Raw genomic sequence first — 18,804 nt, forward strand, 5'->3', positions numbered from 1 at the left:
TCATGCCACCGCGATCAGGGCGGCCGCGACTTTGCGGTTCTCGCCCAGCAGAATGTTGTAGGTGCGGGCAGCCGCGCCCGTCTGCATCGCGTCGAGGCCGATCCCAGCCTCCTTGAGCCTCCTGCGCAGAGCCTCAGGGAACGGCGCGATGTCGATTCCTGTGCCGACCAGCAGCAACTCGATAGAGTCGCTTTCGCCGAGGACCGGGCGCAGGCTGTTCAGATCGATCGCGCCGGGCTCCGTGACGTCCCAGGCCTTTATCCCCGAGGGTAGCATCAGGATCGAGCCGCGATGCGACATGTCCGCGAAGCGGAAGCCGCCATTGCCGTAGGAGTCGATCCCGTAGCGGCCGGGGACGAAGCCGTCGTGAAGGCGCCCTTCCATTCGGGTTCCTACTCGGCCGGCTGCGGCAGACCGCTCTCGCGTTGTGCCGACTTCGCGCCGGAGAGCATGAGTCCGATATAGATCAACGAAGGCGTCGAGACGAAGATCGCCGAGTAGGTGCAGATCACGACGCCGGCCAGCATCACCACCGCGAAGCCGTGGATCGCCTCGCCGCCGAACAGGACCAGCGAGAGCAACGCCAGCGAGGACGAGATCGAGGTCATCACCGTGCGCGACATAGTGGAGTTGATTGAGAGGTTGAGCAACTCGACCGTCGGGATCGTTTTGTAGCGGCGCATCAGCTCGCGGGTCCGGTCGAACACCACGACCGTCTCGTTGAGCGAGTAGCCGACGATGGTCAGAATCGCCGCGATCGAGGTCATGTTGAACTCGATGCGCGTGATGATGAAGATGCCGACGGTCAGCACGATGTCGTGCAGCGTGCCGACGATCGCACCGAGCGCCAATTCGCGCTCGAAGCGGAACCACAGATAGAGCAGCACCGCGACGACCGAGAGCACCACGCCCACGGTGCCGGACTGGACCAGCTCGCCCGAAACGCGCGGGCCAACGGTCTCCGTGCGACGGAAGTCGTAGTCCTTGTCGAAGGCCGCGTGGGCCTTCTGCATCACCGCCGTCTGGCCCTGCTCACCGGCCTGGAGGGGCAGCCGCACAAGGACGTTGCCCTGGCCGCCGAGCTCTTGCACCTCCGCCTCGCCGAACCCGAAGCCATTGGCCGTGCTGCGGATCGTGGCGACGTCGGCCTGACCGGTCTTCGCTTGCAGTTCGACCAGGGTGCCACCCTTGAAGTCGATGCCGAAGTTTAGCCCGATCGTCAGGAACAGCGCGACCGTGGCGAGCGACATCGCCGCCGAAAGCGGGAAGGACAGGCGGCGGAATCGCATGAAGTCGAAATGCGATTCATCGGGCCAGAGGCGGAGCAGGCGCATGGTCTGTCTCGGTACGGCGTTCGGGGCGATGCGCGGAGCGGCCGGCGCTCAGAACAGCAAGGTCTTCAGAAGGGTAGAGTCTTGGGTTTTGCGTACTTGTACCACAGCGCGATCATCATCCGGGTCAGGGTCACCGCCGTGATCACAGTGGTGAGGATGCCGAGGATGAAGACGACCGCGAAGCCCTTCACCGGGCCGGAGCCCATGAAGAACAAGATCAGCGCGGCGATCGCCATGGTGGAGTTCGAGTCGATGATGGTGGCGAAGGCCCGGTCGAAGCCGGCCTGAAGCGCCGAGACCAGTGAACGCCCGGCCCGCTGCTCCTCGCGCATGCGCTCGTAGATCAGAACGTTCGAATCGACGGCCGTGCCGATGGTGAGCACGATGCCGGCGATGCCAGGCAGTGTCATCGTCGCCTCCAGCACAGACATCAGGCCGAGGATCAGGCCGACGTGCACCGCAAGCGCGATGTTCGCGAAGAAGCCGAACGTGCCGTAGGTCGCGAACATGAAGATCACGACGAAGATCGCAGCAAAGAGCGTGGCGTGCTTGCCGGCCTCGATCGAGTCCTTGCCGAGACCCGGGCCGACGACGCGCCGCTCGACCACGGTGAACTTGGCTGGCAGCGCGCCGGCGCGCAGCAACACCGAGAGATCGTTGGCCTGCTGGACCGAGAAACTGCCGGTGATCTGGCCGGAACCGCCGGTGATGGCGCTCCGGATCACGGGGGCGGAGACCACCTCGTTGTCGAGCACGATACCCATACGGCGGCCGACATTCTCCGAGGTCGCCTGACCGAAGCGCTGGGCACCGCGCAAGTTGAACTTGAAGCTCACCATCGGCTCGTGCGTCTGCGGATCGAAGGCCGGCTGCGCGTCGGTCAGATCGCCACCATCGGCCATGACGCGGCGCTCGACGGGGACCTTCTGGCCCTTCTCGTCCTTGGAGGGCAGCAAGTCGACGTCACCGGAAGGCGAGTCCGACAGCATGCGGAATTCGAGTTTGGCAGTAGAGCCGAGCAGCTTCTCGAGCCGCTCCGGGTTCTGCTCGCCCGGAACCTGAACGAGGATGCGGTCGACGCCTTGCTGCTGGATCGAGGGCTCGGTGGTGCCGGTGGAGTCGAGGCGGCGGCGGATGACCTCGATGCCCTGGCTTACCGCGCGTCGGGTTCGATCGGTGATGCCCGGATCGGTATAGGTCAGCGTGATCAGGCCGTCGGGTTGCTCATTGACCTCGAGCGTGCCCGTGCCGGCGGAGGCGAGGCTCTGGATGGGCTGCGACAGTTCACGCAGCTTCGGCAAGACCTTGGCCCGGCCTGCTGCGTCGGCAATGCGCACTTGGACGCTGCGCTTCTGCGTCTGGATGCCGCCATCGGCGCGCACCTGCTCCTGCTGCAGAACGCGGCGCACGTCATCGCGGAGGCCCTTGACCATCGAACCGGTCAGCTCGTTCTGGTCGACTTCGAGCAGGAGCTGCGAGCCGCCCTGAAGGTCGAGGCCGAGCACGATCGCCCGCTGCGGGATGATCCAATGCGGGATGAAGCTCGGCAGCGAGGCCATGAAGCCCTTGCGCTGCTCGGGCGAGAAGAAGCTCGGGATGGCGAGACTCAAGCCGATCAGGATGACGGCAAGCGTCCCGAATATCTTGGACTTCGAAAAGCGCAGCATCCGCCGGTTCCAGCTCTTCTTCTTATCAGGTTGGCCGGGTCAGAGCCCGGCTCCCGCATGCTGCCGTCAGGCCGCCTTGACCGGGGCGCCCTTGACCCGGACCTCGGAGATCATGCTGCGCACGATCTTCACGCGGACGTTCGGGGCAATCTCGACCTCGACCTCGGCCGCGTCGTCGGTAACCTTGGTGACGCGACCGACCAAGCCGCCATTGGTGACGATCGTATCCTCGCGGCGCAGGTTCTTCATCAAGGACTGGTGGTCCTTGAGCCGGCGCTGCTGGGGCCGCAGGATCAGAAAGTACATGATCACGAAGATCAGCGCGAAGGGCACCAGCTGGATCGCGATGTCGCTGCCGCTGGACGCACCGGCGGCTTGCGCGAAGGCGGGGGTGATCAGCACGAAAACTCCTGATGGTGCGACGACCCGCGCCGCGGCACGTCCGGGCGATGGGTGGGCTTTGGCCTGTCGAAAAGCGCGCGGACTATAGCCACGGGCGACCCGAAAGCAACGGTGCCTGTTGAGGTTGCGTCACCGTGCCGGTAGCGAGGCTGGCGCACCCTGAATTCGGACACCGTCGCGCTGCCTCAAGAGGAGGCATGCTCGAATAATGGACGGCGCTCCTGTTTTAAGCTCACGTTCAGGGTGTCGGCGAAAAGACTAGCTTTCGGCTCCGATCATGCCCTGGTCGAGCCGCATTGGAGCCAAAACGTCGTCGCGATCACTGACGACATCTGCACGCGAAGGCCGGACTACGGCCCGATCACGAGGAACAGGACCCGAGAATAATGTATTCCGATCATCGGAACCAAGACGACGCAGCCCGAACCGTCGCGCGCGGGTCGGATGATGGCCGGGGTCGTGAGAGCTTCCGCCCAGTAGCACTCCCCGCGCTCGCCGCCGCCGTCCACGTCAGCCGCGAAGCCGCCGAGGCCGCCCGCCTTCGGCTCGCGGCGCGCCGGACGGTGCGGATCGTCCACGAGGACGAACCGGTCGTCTGACAGCTCGCTGCGCCGTCGCCAGGATCGCTCCATGCTGATCCTGCCAAACCGGCGGCAGGTGCTTGCCGGACTCAGCGCGAGCACGCTCGCCGCTGGTGCCACGGGAACTTACGCCTTCGCCGTCGAGCCGCGCTTCCGGCTCGACGTGACGCGTTACGCGCCCAGGCTGGCCAGCTGGACGCCGGGCCTGACCCTGCGGATCGCCGCCATCGCCGACGTCCATGTCTGCGAGCCCTGGATGCCCCTCGACCGCGTGGCCGAGATCGTCGACGCGACGAACGCGCTCAAACCCGATCTGGTCGTGTTGCTCGGCGACTATCCGGCTGGCCGACGGGTAACTTGGAAACCAATTGCCCTCTCCGATTTCGCTCGCGTCGCCGAGGGTCTGCGCGCTCCGCTCGGCGTCCACGCTATCCTCGGCAACCACGATTGGTGGGAGGACGAGGCGGCGCTCGATGCCCGGAAGGGACCAGTCGTCGCGCGCCGGGTGTTGGAGGCGCGCGGCATCCCCGTGATGGAGAACGATGCCGTCCGCCTCGTGAAGGACGGTCGTCCGTTCTGGCTCGCGGGGCTGGCCGACCAGCAGCCGTTCTGGATCCGGCGTGACCGCCGCAGCCTCGCCGACATTCCCAGGACGCTCGCCAAGATCTCTGATGACGCTCCGGCCATCCTGATGGCGCACGAACCGGAGATCTTCCCGAAGGTGCCCGAACGTTTCGCCCTGACGCTGGCCGGGCACACCCATGGCGGCCAGATCCGCATCTTCGGCCATTCCCCGTTCGTCGCCGGCTACCATGATCCGCGTTACATCTACGGTCACGTCATCGAGGGACGGCGCCAGCTGATCGTTTCCGGCGGCCTCGGTGTCAGCAATGTCGCAGTCCGCTTCGGGGTGCCGCCGGAGATCGTCCTCGTTGAACTCGGTACCGCGCACCAAGCCTGACTCAACCTGTGCGGATGGGCACGGCGCTTGATCCGCGCCTGCAGCAATGGTTCACCCAACCTCGCACTGCCCGGCTTCGGCGGTGCTGCGAATCGGGGAGCCGATCGATGCCCGCCCTGCTGCTCGCCGCCGCCGTGCTCGGCGGTGCCCTGTTCTGGATCCTTCGCGCCCACGGCACGGTGCGCCAATTGCGCGAGGTCGACCGGGACACCAAGGGCCTGCAGCGCCGCGCCAAATCGGTGCTCGAAGACATCATCGGCACGCCGCTCGGTCGTGTACGAGACGTGCGCCTCGCCGCGACGATCCTGATGATACAACTCGTGCGCACCGGAAGTCCGGTCACCGCTGCCGAGAAAAAGCAGATCCTGGAGCTGATGGAAGACCCGCTGCAGGTCGAGAACGTCTCTGCGATGTTCGAACGTGCCTGGGACTATACACAGGCGCGGCGCCCCTTCTCTCTCGTCGCGGACGAGCTGCTGCCGCTCCTGCGAGAAGCGCTGACCGACGCCGAGCGCCAGCAATTCGTCACGATGCTAACCCAAGTCGCTGCCGCGCATTCGAGCCCGAGTGATCTGCAGCGCGAGGCCGTTGCCCGGCTCAAGCGCAGGCTCCTAACCGGTAAGCCGGAGCTGAAAGTCAGCCGGTCCGGCGATTTCGGCTGAAACTCCCGAGCGGCGCGACGCCGCGCTCGCCCAGCACTGGCCCACGCCCTAGACTGGGCGGATGACCATGATCCGCCTCGTCTCGCTTTTCGCTGTGCTCTCCGCTCTCGGCACATTACCGGCCGCAGCTGATCCCTGCGGTGATCTCGCCGGCAGGGTCGCCGCCGCGACCAAGGCCGAGATCGGCGAGCGGATCGAGGATTTTGTGCGCTTCAAGGCGGGGACCGCCATGACGTTGTCACTCTCGTGCGGCGGCACAGGTCCTTCCTCCGTTGGCGCTCAATACTTGGGCGAGACACTGCCAGCGGACTACGACAACCTGTTCGGCAAGGCCGGTCAGACGGTGACCGGCGTCGCGGCCGACACCCTCGTCGACGCCGCCCGCAAAGCCCGAGCGGAAGCAGCGACGAAGCGGCACAGCACCATCCCGACCGGAGGCGTCGTCGTGACCTGTTCGTTCACGAAATCCGAGAAGGGATCCCTGACCATGTGCGCCGCGATTGAGAAGGCCGATCGCAGCTGACGGAGCTGTGCGCCTTCGGCGTACACGGCTCCGATCCTGCACGACGGCAGATCTCGAAGTCGTGCGAAAGACTCGTAACGACGGAGCTGCCGAATTTGCTTGAACTACGGCTATCCGCGGCGACTTCGAGAGCTATGATAAGCTTCAAGATGTGCAGAGCGGGGCTGATTGTGCTCAAAAAACTTACTCTTATCTTATTTTTTGTTTTTGGCGCCTGCGGTATCGCTGAGGCGCGATTGAAGGTCACCGACAAGCTCAGCACATATCGACACGCCAGCAGCGAGGATCGCATCGATCTCGCCACGCGGCTCGGCAAGTCGTTCTCCGCGCTCTCACCCGGCCTGACCCGTGACTACTTCATCAAGTGCCTGGAAGAGACCGTGAATGTCGGCGACCCACGCGACCTCGAACTCGACGAGGCCGTGAGGCTCTGCGTTGCAGCTCAGCGCGGACCGGGAGAGGAGTAGCCGAAACAACTCTTCGTGGCGTCATTCCGGGTTCGCCTGCGGCTCCCCAGAATGACGCGTGCTTTTGTTAGAGCGGGATGTTGTCGTGCTTCTTCCAGGGCTGCTCCATCTCCTTGGAGCGGAGCATGCCAAGCGCCCTGGCGATGCGCTTGCGGGTCGAGTGGGGCATGATCACCTCGTCGATATAGCCGCGCTCGGCGGCCACGAACGGCGAGAGGAAGTGCGTTTCGTACTCGGCGGTGCGCTCGGCGATCTTGTCCTTGTCGCCCATCTCGGCCCGATAGATGATCTCCACCGCGCCCTTGGCGCCCATGACTGCGATCTGTGCCGTCGGCCAGGCGTAGTTGAGATCTGCGCCGACATGCTTCGACGCCATGACGTCGTAGGCGCCGCCGAAGGCTTTTCGCGTGATGATGGTAACGAGCGGCACCGTCGCCTGGCTGTAGGCGAAGAGGAGCTTGGCGCCGTGCTTGATCAAGCCGCCATACTCTTGAGCCGTCCCCGGCAGGAAGCCCGGCACGTCGACGAAGGTGACGATCGGAATCGAGAAGGCGTTGCAGAAGCGCACGAAGCGCGCCGCCTTGCGCGAGGCGTCGGAATCGAGAACGCCAGCCAGCACCAGCGGCTGATTGGCGACGAAGCCGACGGTGCGGCCCTCGATGCGGCCGAAGCCGGTGATAATGTTGCGGGCGTAGGTCGCCTGGATCTCGAAGAAATCCTCTTCGTCAGCAACGCGGCGGATCAACTCGCCCATGTCGTAGGGCTTGTTCGGGTTGTCCGGGATCAGGGTGTCGAGGCCCTTGTCGAGACGGTTGACGTCATCGAAGCTCTCGATCTCCGGCACGCCGTCGATGTTGTTGGCGGGCAGGAAGTCGAGCAGGCGGCGGATCTGCAGCAGCGCCTCGACGTCGTTCTCGAAGGAGCCGTCGGCAATCGAGGATTTCGTAGTGTGGACCTTGGCGCCGCCGAGCTCTTCGGCGGTGACGACCTCGTTGGTGACGGTTTTCACCACGTCCGGGCCGGTGACGAACATATAGCTCGTGTCGCGCACCATGAAGATGAAGTCCGTCATGGCCGGCGAGTAGACGTCGCCGCCAGCGCACGGCCCCATGATAACGGAGATCTGCGGGATCACGCCCGAGGCTGCCACGTTGCGGCGGAAGACCTCGCCGTAGCCGCCGAGTGCCGCAACGCCCTCCTGGATGCGGGCGCCGCCGGCATCGAAAATGCCGATGATCGGCGCACGCATCTTCAGGGCCATGTCCTGGACCTTGATGATCTTCTGCGCGTGCGTCTCCGACAGCGAGCCGCCGAACACCGTGAAGTCCTTCGAGAACAGGAACACGGTGCGACCGTTCACGGTGCCCCAGCCCGTGATGACGCCGTCTCCGGGGATTTTCTGCTTCTCCATGCCGAAGTCGATGGAGCGGTGCTGCACGAACATGTCGAACTCTTCGAACGACCCATGGTCGAGCAGGAGTTCGATGCGCTCGCGCGCCGTCAGCTTGCCGCGATTGTGCTGCGCGTCGATGCGCTTGGTGCCGCCGCCGAGACGCGCGGCGTCGCGCCGCTCCTCCAGCTTTTCGAGAATGTCCTTCATCGTGTCAGCGCGCCCGCCTGTATTCAAAATTCGATTTGTACGAAGGGCATAGCCCAATAACGGGCTTGGCCATTCGCCGGCTGACCGCCCTTAGCATGCGGGTTTGCGGGCGGAAACGGGTCCGACCATTACGGTGTGTCCCGTCCGGTATCGCAGGTTCGATCACACGATCTTGGAGGACCAACTCGTCCATGACGTCGTGAGATCCGCGCCAATGCATGGCGAGGTCCGAAGCCCGAAGAGCTTGCCGGCGAGCGCGTCGATCATGAACTCAACACCGCAGGCGGTCATCTGGGCGCGATGGTCGAGCGACAAATTCTCGAACCTGCGAGCGAAGTCCCGAAAATAGGCTGCGATAACCGTACTGCCGCGCTCCTCGTCGAGTACGACGTTCGTGTAGTGCGGTCCGGCGCCCAGCACGGCATCGACGCGCTGTCTCGGGATCTGGATACAGAAGATCTGATGTTCGTCGTCGGTGAAATCAGCTTCGTAGGGCACCGCCGAATCGTAGATCGCAAGGGAGCCGGGATGGAGCGTCCGCTCTCGGCCGTTCTGCTGCACCGTCACGCGGCCTCGCAATTGAATCATAGCAAACAGGCGATCGGCGTTATCCGCGATGAGGGAAGGGGTGCGAGCGTGGTGCTGTGCGACGCTCTCGATTGCCGAGATATCGATCTCGCCGAAACGCGCGTACGCGATGCTTCCGGCAGGCTTGCGGCCGTGCTTGAAGGTGATGTCGAGACCGAAATAATTGTCTTTGATCGTTCTGCGCCAAGCGGACGTCCGGTCCGCCGGCGACAACAAATCATCGAGATCGATCAGCGGACTTATCGTCATCGTTTAAGCCCCTCTGGTTCGATCTAGGTGCTGCGCGAAAAGGACGATCTTGCGTCGGCCGACGGCACGGCATGTTCCGGGATTTGGCCCGTCGGCGCTGCCGATCTGCATTCCGTCGGCGTCTGGCCGAAATGCTCTTTGAAGCGGCGGGAGAAATGCGCTTGGTCGACAAAGCCGCAGGTATAGGCGATGGCGCCGATAGTGAGCGACCGGTGCGCCGGATCGGCAAGCATCGCGCGCGCGCGCGATAGCCGCCGCTCCCACATCCAATCGATCAGAGAGATGCCCTCCTCGAGCGCGATCTGGTGAAGCCGGCGAACGGAGACATTGGTCGCGTTCGCGATCTGTTTCATGCCAAGTCCAGGCTCGCCGAGTTTCTCGTCGATGTAGGAGCGAGCCCGGTACAGCGTCGTTGCTCCGCCGGACTGCGGGGCAGGTTCCAGTCCGAGTCTCTCCGAGAAGCCCGCGGCGATGAGATCCACCGCGATCGAAGCCATTCGATGTGCGCTCTCCGGTTCCAGCTCTGAGCCATGTTCGGCTAGCGAGCGGAGGAAGGCCGAGAGCACGTGGAAGCTGGCTTGCGTATCGTCGATGCGCAAACCGGCGGCCTGAGGCGCAACCCCCAGCACTGCTTCGAGCTTCTTGCGCGGAATGAAAATGTCGATGACGTTCAGTTTGCCGACGTGGTGGGTGTAGTAGGGTTGCGTGATATCGAGCAGCACGATCCCGCCTTTGCCGGATCGCTGCCGCCCGCAATGCTCGATGTTGAATGTACTGTCGGATTCCAGAAGGACGATGTAATCGTCGGAGTCGCTGGATTTGATGTGAGACTTCTTCCGCTCTAAGGTTTGGCTTACGCTCAGGAATTTCCCGATCTTCAGGCTGCTGATATGAGACAGGTCGATCGCCGCGTGGAAATCGTTCGGCTCGTAGTCTCTCAGTTCGAAAGTGCCGACCATCTGGCTACAGGTCGTTTGCCAGTAGTCTAGCCGCTGCCGCTCCGGCACGCATTCCGTAGTCAAACGATTGGTCATGAATTGCCCTCGAGGCACGAGTGCAAAGATTATGCGCGTGCTGCAGACCCCGCCAAGCCGGTTTTGTGGGCGAAGTCGATCGCGAGAACTTCAACAGTTCTCGAAGATGCCGACATTAATTTTTGTTTATTCTCTGGCGTTTTTCGAGCTTGCCCAGTTCGATCACAACCATTTCGAGCAGGACGCGGAGCCTGAAGGTCGTTCCTTCGCATGAGTTCTCCAGTGCCTCTTCGAACGATGCCTTGAGGCGAACTGTGAGCGCCTGGTCGCCTTCCGCCGCGGAGGAATCCGCGGCAATGAGCGGCGCTGTGCTCTTCATCGGCGAAGGCTCGGTATTCATGATGCCCGATGTTCTGCGTCCTTCGAGATTGAGCCAATGACTGAAACTGCCGCGCCGTTTGTCTGAAACGGAAGGACCGATTTCGCCGAGACGCGATTTCGCGTCGGAGACGGCCGGCTGCTTGGGCCTGCATGTGAAACGAGGATACGCACGGGAGCCGTGACGACGAGGTGCGTGTGCCCTGCTTGCCGCCTACCCCTGCACGGCTACATTGCCCACAATGGAGACTTCCCCTCGGACCCAGCATGACGCGCCCGTGGCCGAGATACAGGTGCGTGTCGTGCCGGGTCTGGCGCGGATCTCTGCTGAAGACTGGGATCGCTGCGCCACCTCGCCTGAGACCCTCTCGGCGGGCGACGAGACCTACAACCCCTTCGTCTCGCACGCCTTCCTCTCTGCATTGGAGGAGTCCGGCTGCGTTTCGCGGAAGACTGGCTGGCTGCCGCTGCATGTCACCGTCGAGCGCGACGGCCGGCTGATCGGGGCTGCCCCCTGCTACCTGAAGTCCCACAGCCAGGGCGAATACGTGTTCGACCACGGCTGGGCCGATGCCTTCGAGCGGGCCGGCGGGGCGTATTATCCGAAGCTGCAAGTCAGCGTACCGTTCACGCCGGTGACCGGTCCGCGCTTCCTGATCGCGCCGGGGGAGGAGCAGGATGCAGCAGCCTCTGCCATCGTCGCGGGCTTGAGGGCGCTGCGGGCCGAAACTGACGCCTCTTCGATCCACGTAACCTTCATGCGCGAACGCGAGTGGAGCCAAGCCGGTGCGCTCGGCCTGCTCCAGCGAATCGACCAGCAATTCCACTGGGAGAACCGCGGCTACGCGGATTTCGACGGCTTTCTGGCAGACCTCGCCTCGCGCAAGCGCAAGGCGATCAAGCGCGAGCGCCGCGAGTCGCTGGCCTCCGGCATCACTATCGAACGCGTCACTGGCGAAGCTATCACAGAGGCGCACTGGGACGCGTTCTTCGAGTTCTACACTGACACGGGCGCCCGCAAGTGGGGTCGGCCCTACCTGAACCGGAAGTTCTTCTCGCTCATCGGCGAGCGTATGGGCGAGCGCATCCTACTAGTGATGGCCCGGCGTGAGGGGCGATTGATCGCCGGCGCGATCAATTTCATCGGCGACGTTGCGCTTTATGGACGCAACTGGGGTTGCATCGAGGACCATCCCTTCCTGCATTTCGAGATCTGCTACTATCAGGCTATCGAATTTGCCGTGGCGCGCGGGCTCAAACGGGTCGAGGCCGGTGCGCAGGGCGAGCATAAGATTGCTCGCGGCTATAGGCCGGTGGCGATGCACTCAGCCCACGACGTCGCCGACCCGAACCTGCGCCGGGCGGTGGCCGACTATCTCAAGCACGAACGCAGCCACGTGCGTGCGGCGATTGACGAGTACGAGACGATGTCGCCGTTCCGGTGCGTGGATGGGGCAGCCTAGTGATGCCGCCGCGAACCGTTGGTGGCCCAGGTGCAACACCGACATGCCATGCCGAGATGAGGCGATTGGCTCGCGCCGGCTTCCTCCCGAGGGCGGCTTTCATTAATTCCGTTGGGGCCGCCTCCCGCGACCTTCCCATCACTCGAAGCCGGAGATTTTTGCTGCTGTGAGGTTCGCCCTGGATGTCGACGATGGACATAGCATCACGGGATGGGTTGCTCCTGACAACCAGCTCGCGGTGAGCCGGGTACGGGTGACGGTCGAAGGGCGCCCCGTGCTCGAACTGTCCGCAACGGAAGTCGATCATGGGATCCGTGCAAACGGGTGGCATGCAACGGGGCAATGCAGGTTCATCATCAACGAGGAGAATCTGCCGGGCGTATCTGCAATCCGAGATCTAGAGATACACGATGCCGACACAAACGTGCTTGTTCATCGGCGAGCGTCAGGGTCCCATTTTTGTGATGGAAAACTGATATTCATCCACGCAAGTATTAAGCAAGAATCTTCGCTTACTGAAAATCTTTACCCGCACTTTGAGCTGAGCTATTTCAATATAAATAAATTGCCAGAAGAAATATTGTCAAATATGCTCGGCAATCCCCATTCAAAATCGCGCCTATTTGCTGGGCCTATACTGATACCTCGCTACGAAGGCGAGTATGATTATGGCAACGTTTTATCTGCGCTCCTGGTCGAAGATCCGTTCGTGGAAATGGCAAGGCGGATGCTTTGGTTGCGCGCCCGGACGGCATTGGCCGAGGACGACGTGCAAAGTTGGCGCTTGGGGGACCTCATCGAGGCCGTGAGGTTCGCTGCCGATTTCGACTACGATGACGTCAAGAGTCTCAAACGCTTCTTTCGGATGCTCCCCGAAGAGGCCTATCGCTTGCTCTTCAATCCGATGACGCGCGTGCTGGCCACTCGGCTGCCCGACGACCGGATTTTCCCGGCCAATTCCATCATCGCTGTCGAGGTGCTGTCCCGCTTCGGAATCGTCGGCCACCGCAATCACTACGAGGCTTTCGCGGCGAGTGTGTTCGATCGGCTGGAGATCGCAGCTCCGCCGCCTTCCGCTCCGCCGGTCCCGACCGAGATCCTTGCATTCGCCGAACGACTCCGCGGCATCAAAGCTGCCGTCGACTTTCTTGTGTTCGACGAGGTCATCAGCCGATCGGTCGAAGAAGCCGTCGCGCGCAACTGGACCGGATGACGCTCGATCACGTCCCCATCGAATGAGAGGCCGACCGTCTATGAGCCTGATCGAGCGCATCGAAAGCTATGCGGACGAGTTGATTGCGATCCGCCGTGATCTTCACGCCCATCCCGAACTCGGCTTCGAGGAGGTCCGCACCTCTCGTATTGTCTCCGACCACCTCGAAAAGCTCGGCATCGAGGTGCATCGTGGGCTCGGCAAGACCGGCGTAGTCGGTGTGCTGCACGGGCGGCCGGGAAAGCGGCGCATCGGCCTGCGCGCCGACATGGACGCGTTGCCGATCGAGGAGGAGACGAATCTCCCCTACCGCTCGACGATCGCCGGCAAGATGCACGCCTGCGGGCATGACGGGCACACCACAATGCTGCTCGGTGCAGCGCGCTACCTCGCCGAAACCCGGGATTTCAACGGCACCGCCGTCTTCGTGTTCCAGCCCGCCGAGGAAGGCCTAGGTGGCGCCCGCGCCATGATCGCGGATGGGCTCTTCAAGAAATTCCCGGTCGACGAGATCTTTGCGATCCACAACAACCCCAACGGTCCGCATGGAAAAATCCTGGTACGGCCCGGGCCGGCTATGGCAGCGGCGGATTTCTTCGACATCCGCATCACCGGCCGCGGGGCCCATGCGGCCCGGCCGCAGGAAGGCATCGACCCGATCCTGGTGGCGACGGCTATCGCGCAGAGCCTGCAGTCGATCGTCAGCCGCAACGCCGATCCGCTGAAGGCGGCTGTGGTCTCGATCACCCAGATCCATGCCGGTGCGGCCTACAACGTGATTCCCGAGGGCGCCCATCTCGCTGGGACCGTGCGCACCTTCGATGGCGCTCTGCGGGAACTCGTGTCGACGCGCATCCGCGAGATTGCCACGGGCATCGGCGAGGCCTACGGCGCTCGGGTCGAGATCGAGATCCGCGACGTCTTTTCCGTCCTCGAGAACAGTCCGAGCCATGCGGCGGCTGTCGCTGAAATCGCTGCCGAGCTGTTCGGGGCTGATCGCGTCGATGCGGAATCCAAGCCGCACATGGGCAGCGAGGATTTCGCGGACATGCTCCATGCGGTTCCTGGTGCTTATGCTTGGCTTGGAGCGACGCCCGGACCCGGCCTGCACAATGCCGGCTACGATTTCGACGACACTCTACTGCCGCTGGGCGCCGCCTATCTGGCGCGAATGGTGGAACGGCGCAGCGCCGTCTCTGCGTGAACGGGATGGGCGCTACGTCGTCGGTTGCGCAACTCGCGACTCAGTGCCCTGCCCACTCGCCTGGATCTCGATGAAGACCCGTTTCACCTCGTGGTTCAACGCTTTGAGGCGGCCATCCAGGCGCCCGACGAGCTGTTCGATGTCGCCGCCGGGAAGCGCGTCGTCGACGTCGAGGCTGACATTCACGAGGATGTCGGAGGGGCCGAGATGCTGGGTCAGCACCTCGTTGATATGGCGCACCGCCGGCTCTCCACGCACGGCCTCGTGGATCGCGCTGACCACGTCCGGATCGGCCGCCTCGCCGATCAGCAGGCCGTGCGTCTCGATCATCAGGAACAGCGCCATGCCGACGAGCACGAGACCGATTCCCACCGAGGACCACCCATCGAGCGCGGGCCAGTCGAGGATTTGCGCCGCCACGACTCCGACCATCGCGATAGCAAGCCCAATCAGAGCGGCGACGTCCTCCACGAGGATCGTGAACAGAGCCGGATCCTTGCTCCGCCGAATGGCCGAGATCGTTGATCGCCCCTCCTTCTCAGCTTGAAACGAGCGGAGCGCGACGAAGCAGGAATAGCCCTCCGCGGCGATGGAAAACCCGAGGATCGCTACGTTGATCCAGAACCCGGAGACCGCATGGCCGAAGATCGTCGCGTCGGCCGGTGGCTCGGGGTGCTGGATCTTGTGGGCGCCTTCGTAGATCGCGAACAGGCCGCCGCCGAGGAAGATGAACAGCGCGACGATGAAGGCGTAAAAATAGACTTCCCGACCGTAGCCGAAGGGGTGTCGGGCATCGGCCGGCTTCTTGGCTCGCTTCAAACCGAACAGCAGTAGCAACTGATTGGTGGTGTCGACGACGGAGTGCGCGCCTTCGGCCAGCATGGCCGACGAGCCCGTGAGGTACGCGCCAATGAACTTGGCGAGGGCGATCGCGAGATTAGCGCCTGCCGCCGTATAGATCGCACCAGTGCTCTCGGCCAATGACTCGCTCCCGCAGCGCCATGCCGGCGCAAGAATGACCGGAGGCTTCGAGGATCCAAAGGCAGCGCTTCGCGCGACGTGTCCAGCGTTCGAACGGGCATCGGCTTGTGGACGCTGGCGTGCACCCTGTGCAACCTGCCGGCCGATCCTTTCAGGACCGAGGAGCGGCCCGCGATGAGCATCGCCTACGACCCCGACAACATCTTCGCAAAGATCCTGCGCGGCGAGATTCCGGCCCACAAAGTCTACGAGGACGACGACACGCTCGCCTTCATGGATGTGATGCCACAGGCCGAAGGACACACTCTGGTGATTCCGAAGGCACCCTCACGAGGGTTTCTCGATGCAGACCCCGAGGTGTTGGCCAAGCTGGTCAAGGTGGCGCAGCGCGTCGGCCGAGCGGTGAAGACGGCGTTCGATGCCGAAGGCCTGACGGTGTTCCAATACAATGAGCCGGCGGGTGGGCAGACGGTGTTTCACCTGCATATGCACATCGTGCCGCGCCGCGAAGGCGTACCACTCAAGCGGCACGAGGGCGGCATGGCTGACAAGGACATGCTGGCGGCGCATGCGGAGCGCATCCGCGCGGCGCTCGGACAGTCGTGAGGCGTCGCCTCAGGCGGCGCTGCTCGTAGGGGAGCGCCCGAGGCTGGTGATGGCGGCACGGAGCGCGGCATTTTCGGCTTCGAGCTCCGCGATACGGCGGATCAAAATGCTCATCGCAGGATCGGATGCCGCAGGCGCTTCCGCCGGCTTCTCCTGCACAGGGGCGGATTTCGTAGCAGCGTCGTCGAAGGTCACGCCAACGCCGCTGTCGCGGCGCCAACGCATGGTCGATCGGAATGTCTGATCCTTGTTCTGGATGTAGAGGTCGAATACCTCTGGCAGAGGGGACGTCTCGCTCAGCTCCAGGCGCGCGCCGGTCGCCGATAGGTCGCGGACCAAGCAGTCCATGCTGGACGCACCGCCGTTGTAGACGATCCGTCCCCTCAGGAAGGTCCGCATGCGGACGTTCTGGCGCTGATCCATCGACATCTCGGTCCTCGCGTCACGGCCCCGGAATCGAGTTTGCATGGAAGGATTTAAGAAAAGCTCGCTGATCTTCTCGAAAGACGAGGGTGTTCCGATTCATGCACAATGTCAGTGAGCGGGTCGGTCGAAGGCTTGAAAAAGGTAGAAGCCATTGAACCGCACAGACGTGGCGGCGGCCTTTCCATCGAAGCCCGGCGTCACCGTCGAATGCTCTTCGATCTTGCCGCCGAAGCTCCAGCGGCTGCCGCTGACGAAGCGTGGAACCGCATGGCTCTCGGGCACCGCACAATACAGCCCCTCACCGCTCTTCAAGCGGAATAGGTTGTAGCTTCGCATCGGATCGTCCTCTGCCGCGCCACCCTGCGCAAAGCGCAATAGCGGCACAATCGGTCAGGTTTGTGTCCGGGTGCTTTCGCCAGGAAGTTGCAGAGGTGCCCTACTCCGCGGGGATGTTGCGCTCCCACTCGTCGAGCCACGCGCGGGAACTGGCGTCCGACGGTGCGCGCCAATCTCCGCGCGGGGAGAGGGCGCCCCCGGCCGAGACTTTCGGGCCGTTCGGCAGAGCCGATCGCTTGAACTGGCTGAACCGGAAGAACCGGTCGAGGAAGACGCCGAGCCAGCGCCGGATCTCCGGCAGGCCGTAGGCGAGGCGCTTGGCCTCCGGCAGGTCCTGCGGCCAGGAGCCGGCGGCTCGGTCCCCCCAGGCATGCAGGGCCAGGAAGGCGATCTTCGAGGGGCGGAAACCGTGGCGCAGCGTGTAGAAGAGGTTGAAGTCCTGCAGCGCGTAGGGGCCGATCGTGCTTTCCGTGCTCTGCGGCCCCTCCCCTGCGGCGGCAGGCACCAGTTCGGGCGAGATCTCGGTGTCGAGCACTGCCGCGAACGTGCGGTTCTCGGTTTCGCCGAACTGGCCGGAGGCGATCACCCAGCGGATCAGGTGCTGGATCAGTGTCTTGGGCACGCCGGCATTGATGCCGTAATGGCTCATCTGGTCGCCGACGCCGTAGGTGCTCCAGCCGAGCGCCAGCTCGGAGAGATCGCCGGTGCCGAGCACGATCCCGCCATGCTGGTTGGCGAGTCGGAACAGGTAATCGGTTCGCAGACCCGCCTGAACGTTCTCGAAGGTGACGTCGTAGACAGGCTCGCCGCGGCCGTAGGGGTGGCCCATGTCTTCCAACATCCGTCTGGCGGAGGGTCGGATGTCGATCTCGTTCGCGGTGACCCCGAGCGAGGCCATCAGCGCGTGGGCGTTGGCCTTGGTCTCGTCGGATGTCGCGAAGCCGGGCAGTGTGTAGGCCAGGATGCCCGTGCGCGGGTAGCCGAGCCGGTCGAAGGCCTTGGCCGCAACGATCAGGGCATGCGTCGAATCGAGGCCGCCCGAGACACCGATGACGAGCGTTCTGGTCTTCGTCGCCTGCAGCCGCTGTACGAGGCCGGCGACCTGGATGTTGTAGGCCTCGTAGCAATCCTGCGCGAGGCGGCCCGGATCTGACTGCACGAAGGGGAAACGCTCGATCTTGCGCATCAGGCTGAGATCGCCCGTCGGCAGGTCGAACCGAAAACCGATCTGCCGGTAGGGCTGCCCGAGTTCGCGCGCGTTGTCGTCGAAGCTGCCCGACGAGAGCCGCTCCTGCGCGATCAGGTCGAGGTCGATATCGGCGACCGTCGCCACCGGGTCCGGCGAGAAACGGGCGCCTTCAGCGAGGCGAACGCCGTTCTCGTCGATGCTGGTCTGGCCGTCCCAGGAGAGGTCGGTGGTGGATTCGCCCTGTCCCGCGGCGGCGTAGAGATAGGCGCAGAGCCCGCGCATCGACGCGGCGCGGCTGAGAAGCGCCCGCGACTCCGCCCGCCCGATGGTGATCGGGCTGCCCGAGAGATTGGCGAGGACGGTGGCGCCCGCGAGCGCCGCATCCATCCCGGGCGTCGATGGCACCCAGAGATCCTCGCAGACCTCGATGCCGAGCACGAAGCCGGAGAGATCGTCGGCGGCGAAGAGGAGGTCCGTCCCGAAGGGGGCATCGATGCCGGCGACGCGGACGGTCTCGCCGACGATCCCGACGCCGAGAGCGAAATGCCGCTTCTCGTAAAACTCGCGGTAGTTCGGCAGGTAGCTCTTCGGCACGACCCCGAGCAGGTGTCCGCCCTGGATCGCCAGCGCGCAATTGTAGAGGCGATGGCGCCAGCGCAGCGGCGCGCCGACGACGAGGACCGGACGCATCGTGCGCGAGGCCTCGATCAGGCGCGCGACCGCGGTCTCGACCGCGTCGAGCAGCGTCTCCTGCAGCAGGAGGTCGTCGATCGCGTAGGATGACAAGCAGAGTTCGGGGAACACCGCGAGCACGGCGCCGTCCTCGTGGCAGCGACGTGCCAGGTCCAGCACGGCTTCCGCGTTGGCAGCCGGATCGCCCGGATGGCTGTGCACGGTGCAGGCCGCGACGCGCGCGAAGCCGTGCCGGTAGAGCGAGCGGAAATCGCCTGGATCGTGTGCCTGCGCCACCGGACCGTTCGTTGCTCCGCGAAGAACCGAG

21 protein-coding genes are annotated in these 18,804 nt (G+C 63.9%); 8 read left to right on the forward strand and 13 right to left on the reverse strand.

Going from position 1 to position 18,804, the window contains the following annotated elements; all coding sequences use genetic code 11:
* The 5 genes from HCU64_RS21980 to HCU64_RS22000 form a co-directional block, all read right to left on the reverse strand.
* Positions 1–384, reverse strand: a complete 384-nt coding sequence (locus HCU64_RS21980; RefSeq protein WP_233386412.1) for an Mth938-like domain-containing protein — start codon at positions 382–384, stop codon at positions 1–3.
* Between the two features lie 8 nt (positions 385–392).
* The gene (secF, locus tag HCU64_RS21985; RefSeq protein WP_233386413.1) at positions 393–1,334 is read right to left on the reverse strand and encodes a protein translocase subunit SecF; all 942 of its coding nucleotides are present in this window, start codon (positions 1,332–1,334) and stop codon (positions 393–395) included.
* A gap of 65 nt (positions 1,335–1,399) precedes the next feature.
* The gene (gene secD, locus HCU64_RS21990; RefSeq protein ID WP_233386414.1) at positions 1,400–3,001 is read right to left on the reverse strand and encodes a protein translocase subunit SecD; all 1,602 of its coding nucleotides are present in this window, start codon (positions 2,999–3,001) and stop codon (positions 1,400–1,402) included.
* Positions 3,002–3,067: 66 nt separating this feature from the next.
* Entirely contained in the window at positions 3,068–3,400 is a 333-nt protein-coding gene (yajC, locus tag HCU64_RS21995) for a preprotein translocase subunit YajC (RefSeq protein WP_233386460.1), read from the reverse strand.
* 353 nt (positions 3,401–3,753) lie between these two features.
* Complete coding sequence (locus HCU64_RS22000) at positions 3,754–4,035, reverse strand: hypothetical protein (protein WP_233386415.1); 282 nt, start codon at positions 4,033–4,035, stop codon at positions 3,754–3,756.
* Between HCU64_RS22000 and HCU64_RS22005 the strand changes: the two genes are divergently transcribed.
* The 4 genes from HCU64_RS22005 (at position 4,034) to HCU64_RS22020 (ending at position 6,597) form a co-directional block, all read left to right on the forward strand.
* A complete protein-coding gene (locus tag HCU64_RS22005; RefSeq protein WP_233386416.1) occupies positions 4,034–4,945 on the forward strand; it encodes a metallophosphoesterase in 912 nt (303 codons plus the stop codon). The genes HCU64_RS22000 and HCU64_RS22005 overlap by 2 nt on opposite strands.
* A gap of 107 nt (positions 4,946–5,052) precedes the next feature.
* Positions 5,053–5,607 carry a tellurite resistance TerB family protein gene (locus tag HCU64_RS22010; protein WP_233386417.1) on the forward strand — a complete coding sequence of 185 codons (555 nt, stop codon included), beginning with the start codon at positions 5,053–5,055 and terminating at the stop codon, positions 5,605–5,607.
* Positions 5,608–5,668: 61 nt separating this feature from the next.
* A complete protein-coding gene (locus tag HCU64_RS22015; RefSeq protein WP_233386418.1) occupies positions 5,669–6,130 on the forward strand; it encodes a hypothetical protein in 462 nt (153 codons plus the stop codon).
* Between the two features lie 236 nt (positions 6,131–6,366).
* Entirely contained in the window at positions 6,367–6,597 is a 231-nt protein-coding gene (locus HCU64_RS22020) for a hypothetical protein (protein ID WP_233386419.1), read from the forward strand.
* Between the two features lie 67 nt (positions 6,598–6,664).
* Here the strand turns inward: HCU64_RS22020 and HCU64_RS22025 are convergent, their stop codons facing one another.
* From HCU64_RS22025 to HCU64_RS22040, 4 genes are all read right to left on the reverse strand, one after another.
* Positions 6,665–8,197 carry an acyl-CoA carboxylase subunit beta gene (locus tag HCU64_RS22025; RefSeq protein WP_233386420.1) on the reverse strand — a complete coding sequence of 511 codons (1,533 nt, stop codon included), beginning with the start codon at positions 8,195–8,197 and terminating at the stop codon, positions 6,665–6,667.
* A 162-nt stretch (positions 8,198–8,359) separates the two neighbouring features.
* On the reverse strand, positions 8,360–8,998 hold the full coding sequence (locus HCU64_RS22030) for a cupin domain-containing protein (protein WP_233386422.1): 639 nt from the start codon (positions 8,996–8,998) through the stop codon (positions 8,360–8,362).
* Between the two features lie 59 nt (positions 8,999–9,057).
* Positions 9,058–10,068: a helix-turn-helix domain-containing protein gene (locus HCU64_RS22035; protein ID WP_233386424.1), complete on the reverse strand. Its 1,011-nt coding sequence runs from the start codon at positions 10,066–10,068 to the stop codon at positions 9,058–9,060.
* A 115-nt stretch (positions 10,069–10,183) separates the two neighbouring features.
* A complete protein-coding gene (locus HCU64_RS22040; protein WP_233386425.1) occupies positions 10,184–10,387 on the reverse strand; it encodes a hypothetical protein in 204 nt (67 codons plus the stop codon).
* A 241-nt stretch (positions 10,388–10,628) separates the two neighbouring features.
* Here HCU64_RS22040 and HCU64_RS22045 point away from each other — a divergent pair, with 241 nt between their 5' ends.
* The 3 genes from HCU64_RS22045 to HCU64_RS22055 all read left to right on the forward strand — a co-directional run bounded on the left by HCU64_RS22045 (position 10,629) and on the right by HCU64_RS22055 (position 14,266).
* Positions 10,629–11,849, forward strand: coding sequence for a GNAT family N-acetyltransferase (locus tag HCU64_RS22045; protein ID WP_233386426.1), 1,221 nt, complete (start codon positions 10,629–10,631; stop codon positions 11,847–11,849).
* A gap of 166 nt (positions 11,850–12,015) precedes the next feature.
* On the forward strand, positions 12,016–13,062 hold the full coding sequence (locus HCU64_RS22050; RefSeq protein WP_233386427.1) for a hypothetical protein: 1,047 nt from the start codon (positions 12,016–12,018) through the stop codon (positions 13,060–13,062).
* A 40-nt stretch (positions 13,063–13,102) separates the two neighbouring features.
* Positions 13,103–14,266, forward strand: a complete 1,164-nt coding sequence (locus tag HCU64_RS22055; protein WP_233386428.1) for a M20 aminoacylase family protein — start codon at positions 13,103–13,105, stop codon at positions 14,264–14,266.
* A gap of 12 nt (positions 14,267–14,278) precedes the next feature.
* Here the strand turns inward: HCU64_RS22055 and HCU64_RS22060 are convergent, their stop codons facing one another.
* Positions 14,279–15,247, reverse strand: coding sequence for a cation diffusion facilitator family transporter (locus HCU64_RS22060; protein WP_233386429.1), 969 nt, complete (start codon positions 15,245–15,247; stop codon positions 14,279–14,281).
* A 174-nt stretch (positions 15,248–15,421) separates the two neighbouring features.
* On the opposite strand from HCU64_RS22060, the gene HCU64_RS22065 reads away from it, so the two are divergent.
* On the forward strand, positions 15,422–15,853 hold the full coding sequence (locus HCU64_RS22065) for an HIT family protein (RefSeq protein ID WP_233386431.1): 432 nt from the start codon (positions 15,422–15,424) through the stop codon (positions 15,851–15,853).
* Positions 15,854–15,862: 9 nt separating this feature from the next.
* Here HCU64_RS22065 and HCU64_RS22070 read toward each other — a convergent pair whose 3' ends face one another.
* The 3 genes from HCU64_RS22070 to HCU64_RS22080 form a co-directional block, all read right to left on the reverse strand.
* Positions 15,863–16,282, reverse strand: coding sequence for a PilZ domain-containing protein (locus HCU64_RS22070; RefSeq protein WP_233386433.1), 420 nt, complete (start codon positions 16,280–16,282; stop codon positions 15,863–15,865).
* A 105-nt stretch (positions 16,283–16,387) separates the two neighbouring features.
* Complete coding sequence (locus tag HCU64_RS22075) at positions 16,388–16,615, reverse strand: hypothetical protein (protein ID WP_233386439.1); 228 nt, start codon at positions 16,613–16,615, stop codon at positions 16,388–16,390.
* Positions 16,616–16,715: 100 nt separating this feature from the next.
* Positions 16,716–18,773, reverse strand: a complete 2,058-nt coding sequence (locus tag HCU64_RS22080; protein ID WP_233386440.1) for an NAD(+) synthase — start codon at positions 18,771–18,773, stop codon at positions 16,716–16,718.
* Positions 18,774–18,804 lie beyond the last annotated feature (31 nt).

Origin of the sequence: Methylobacterium sp. C25, from assembly GCF_021352225.1 — a bacterium.
Lineage (GTDB): Bacteria > Pseudomonadota > Alphaproteobacteria > Rhizobiales > Beijerinckiaceae > Methylobacterium.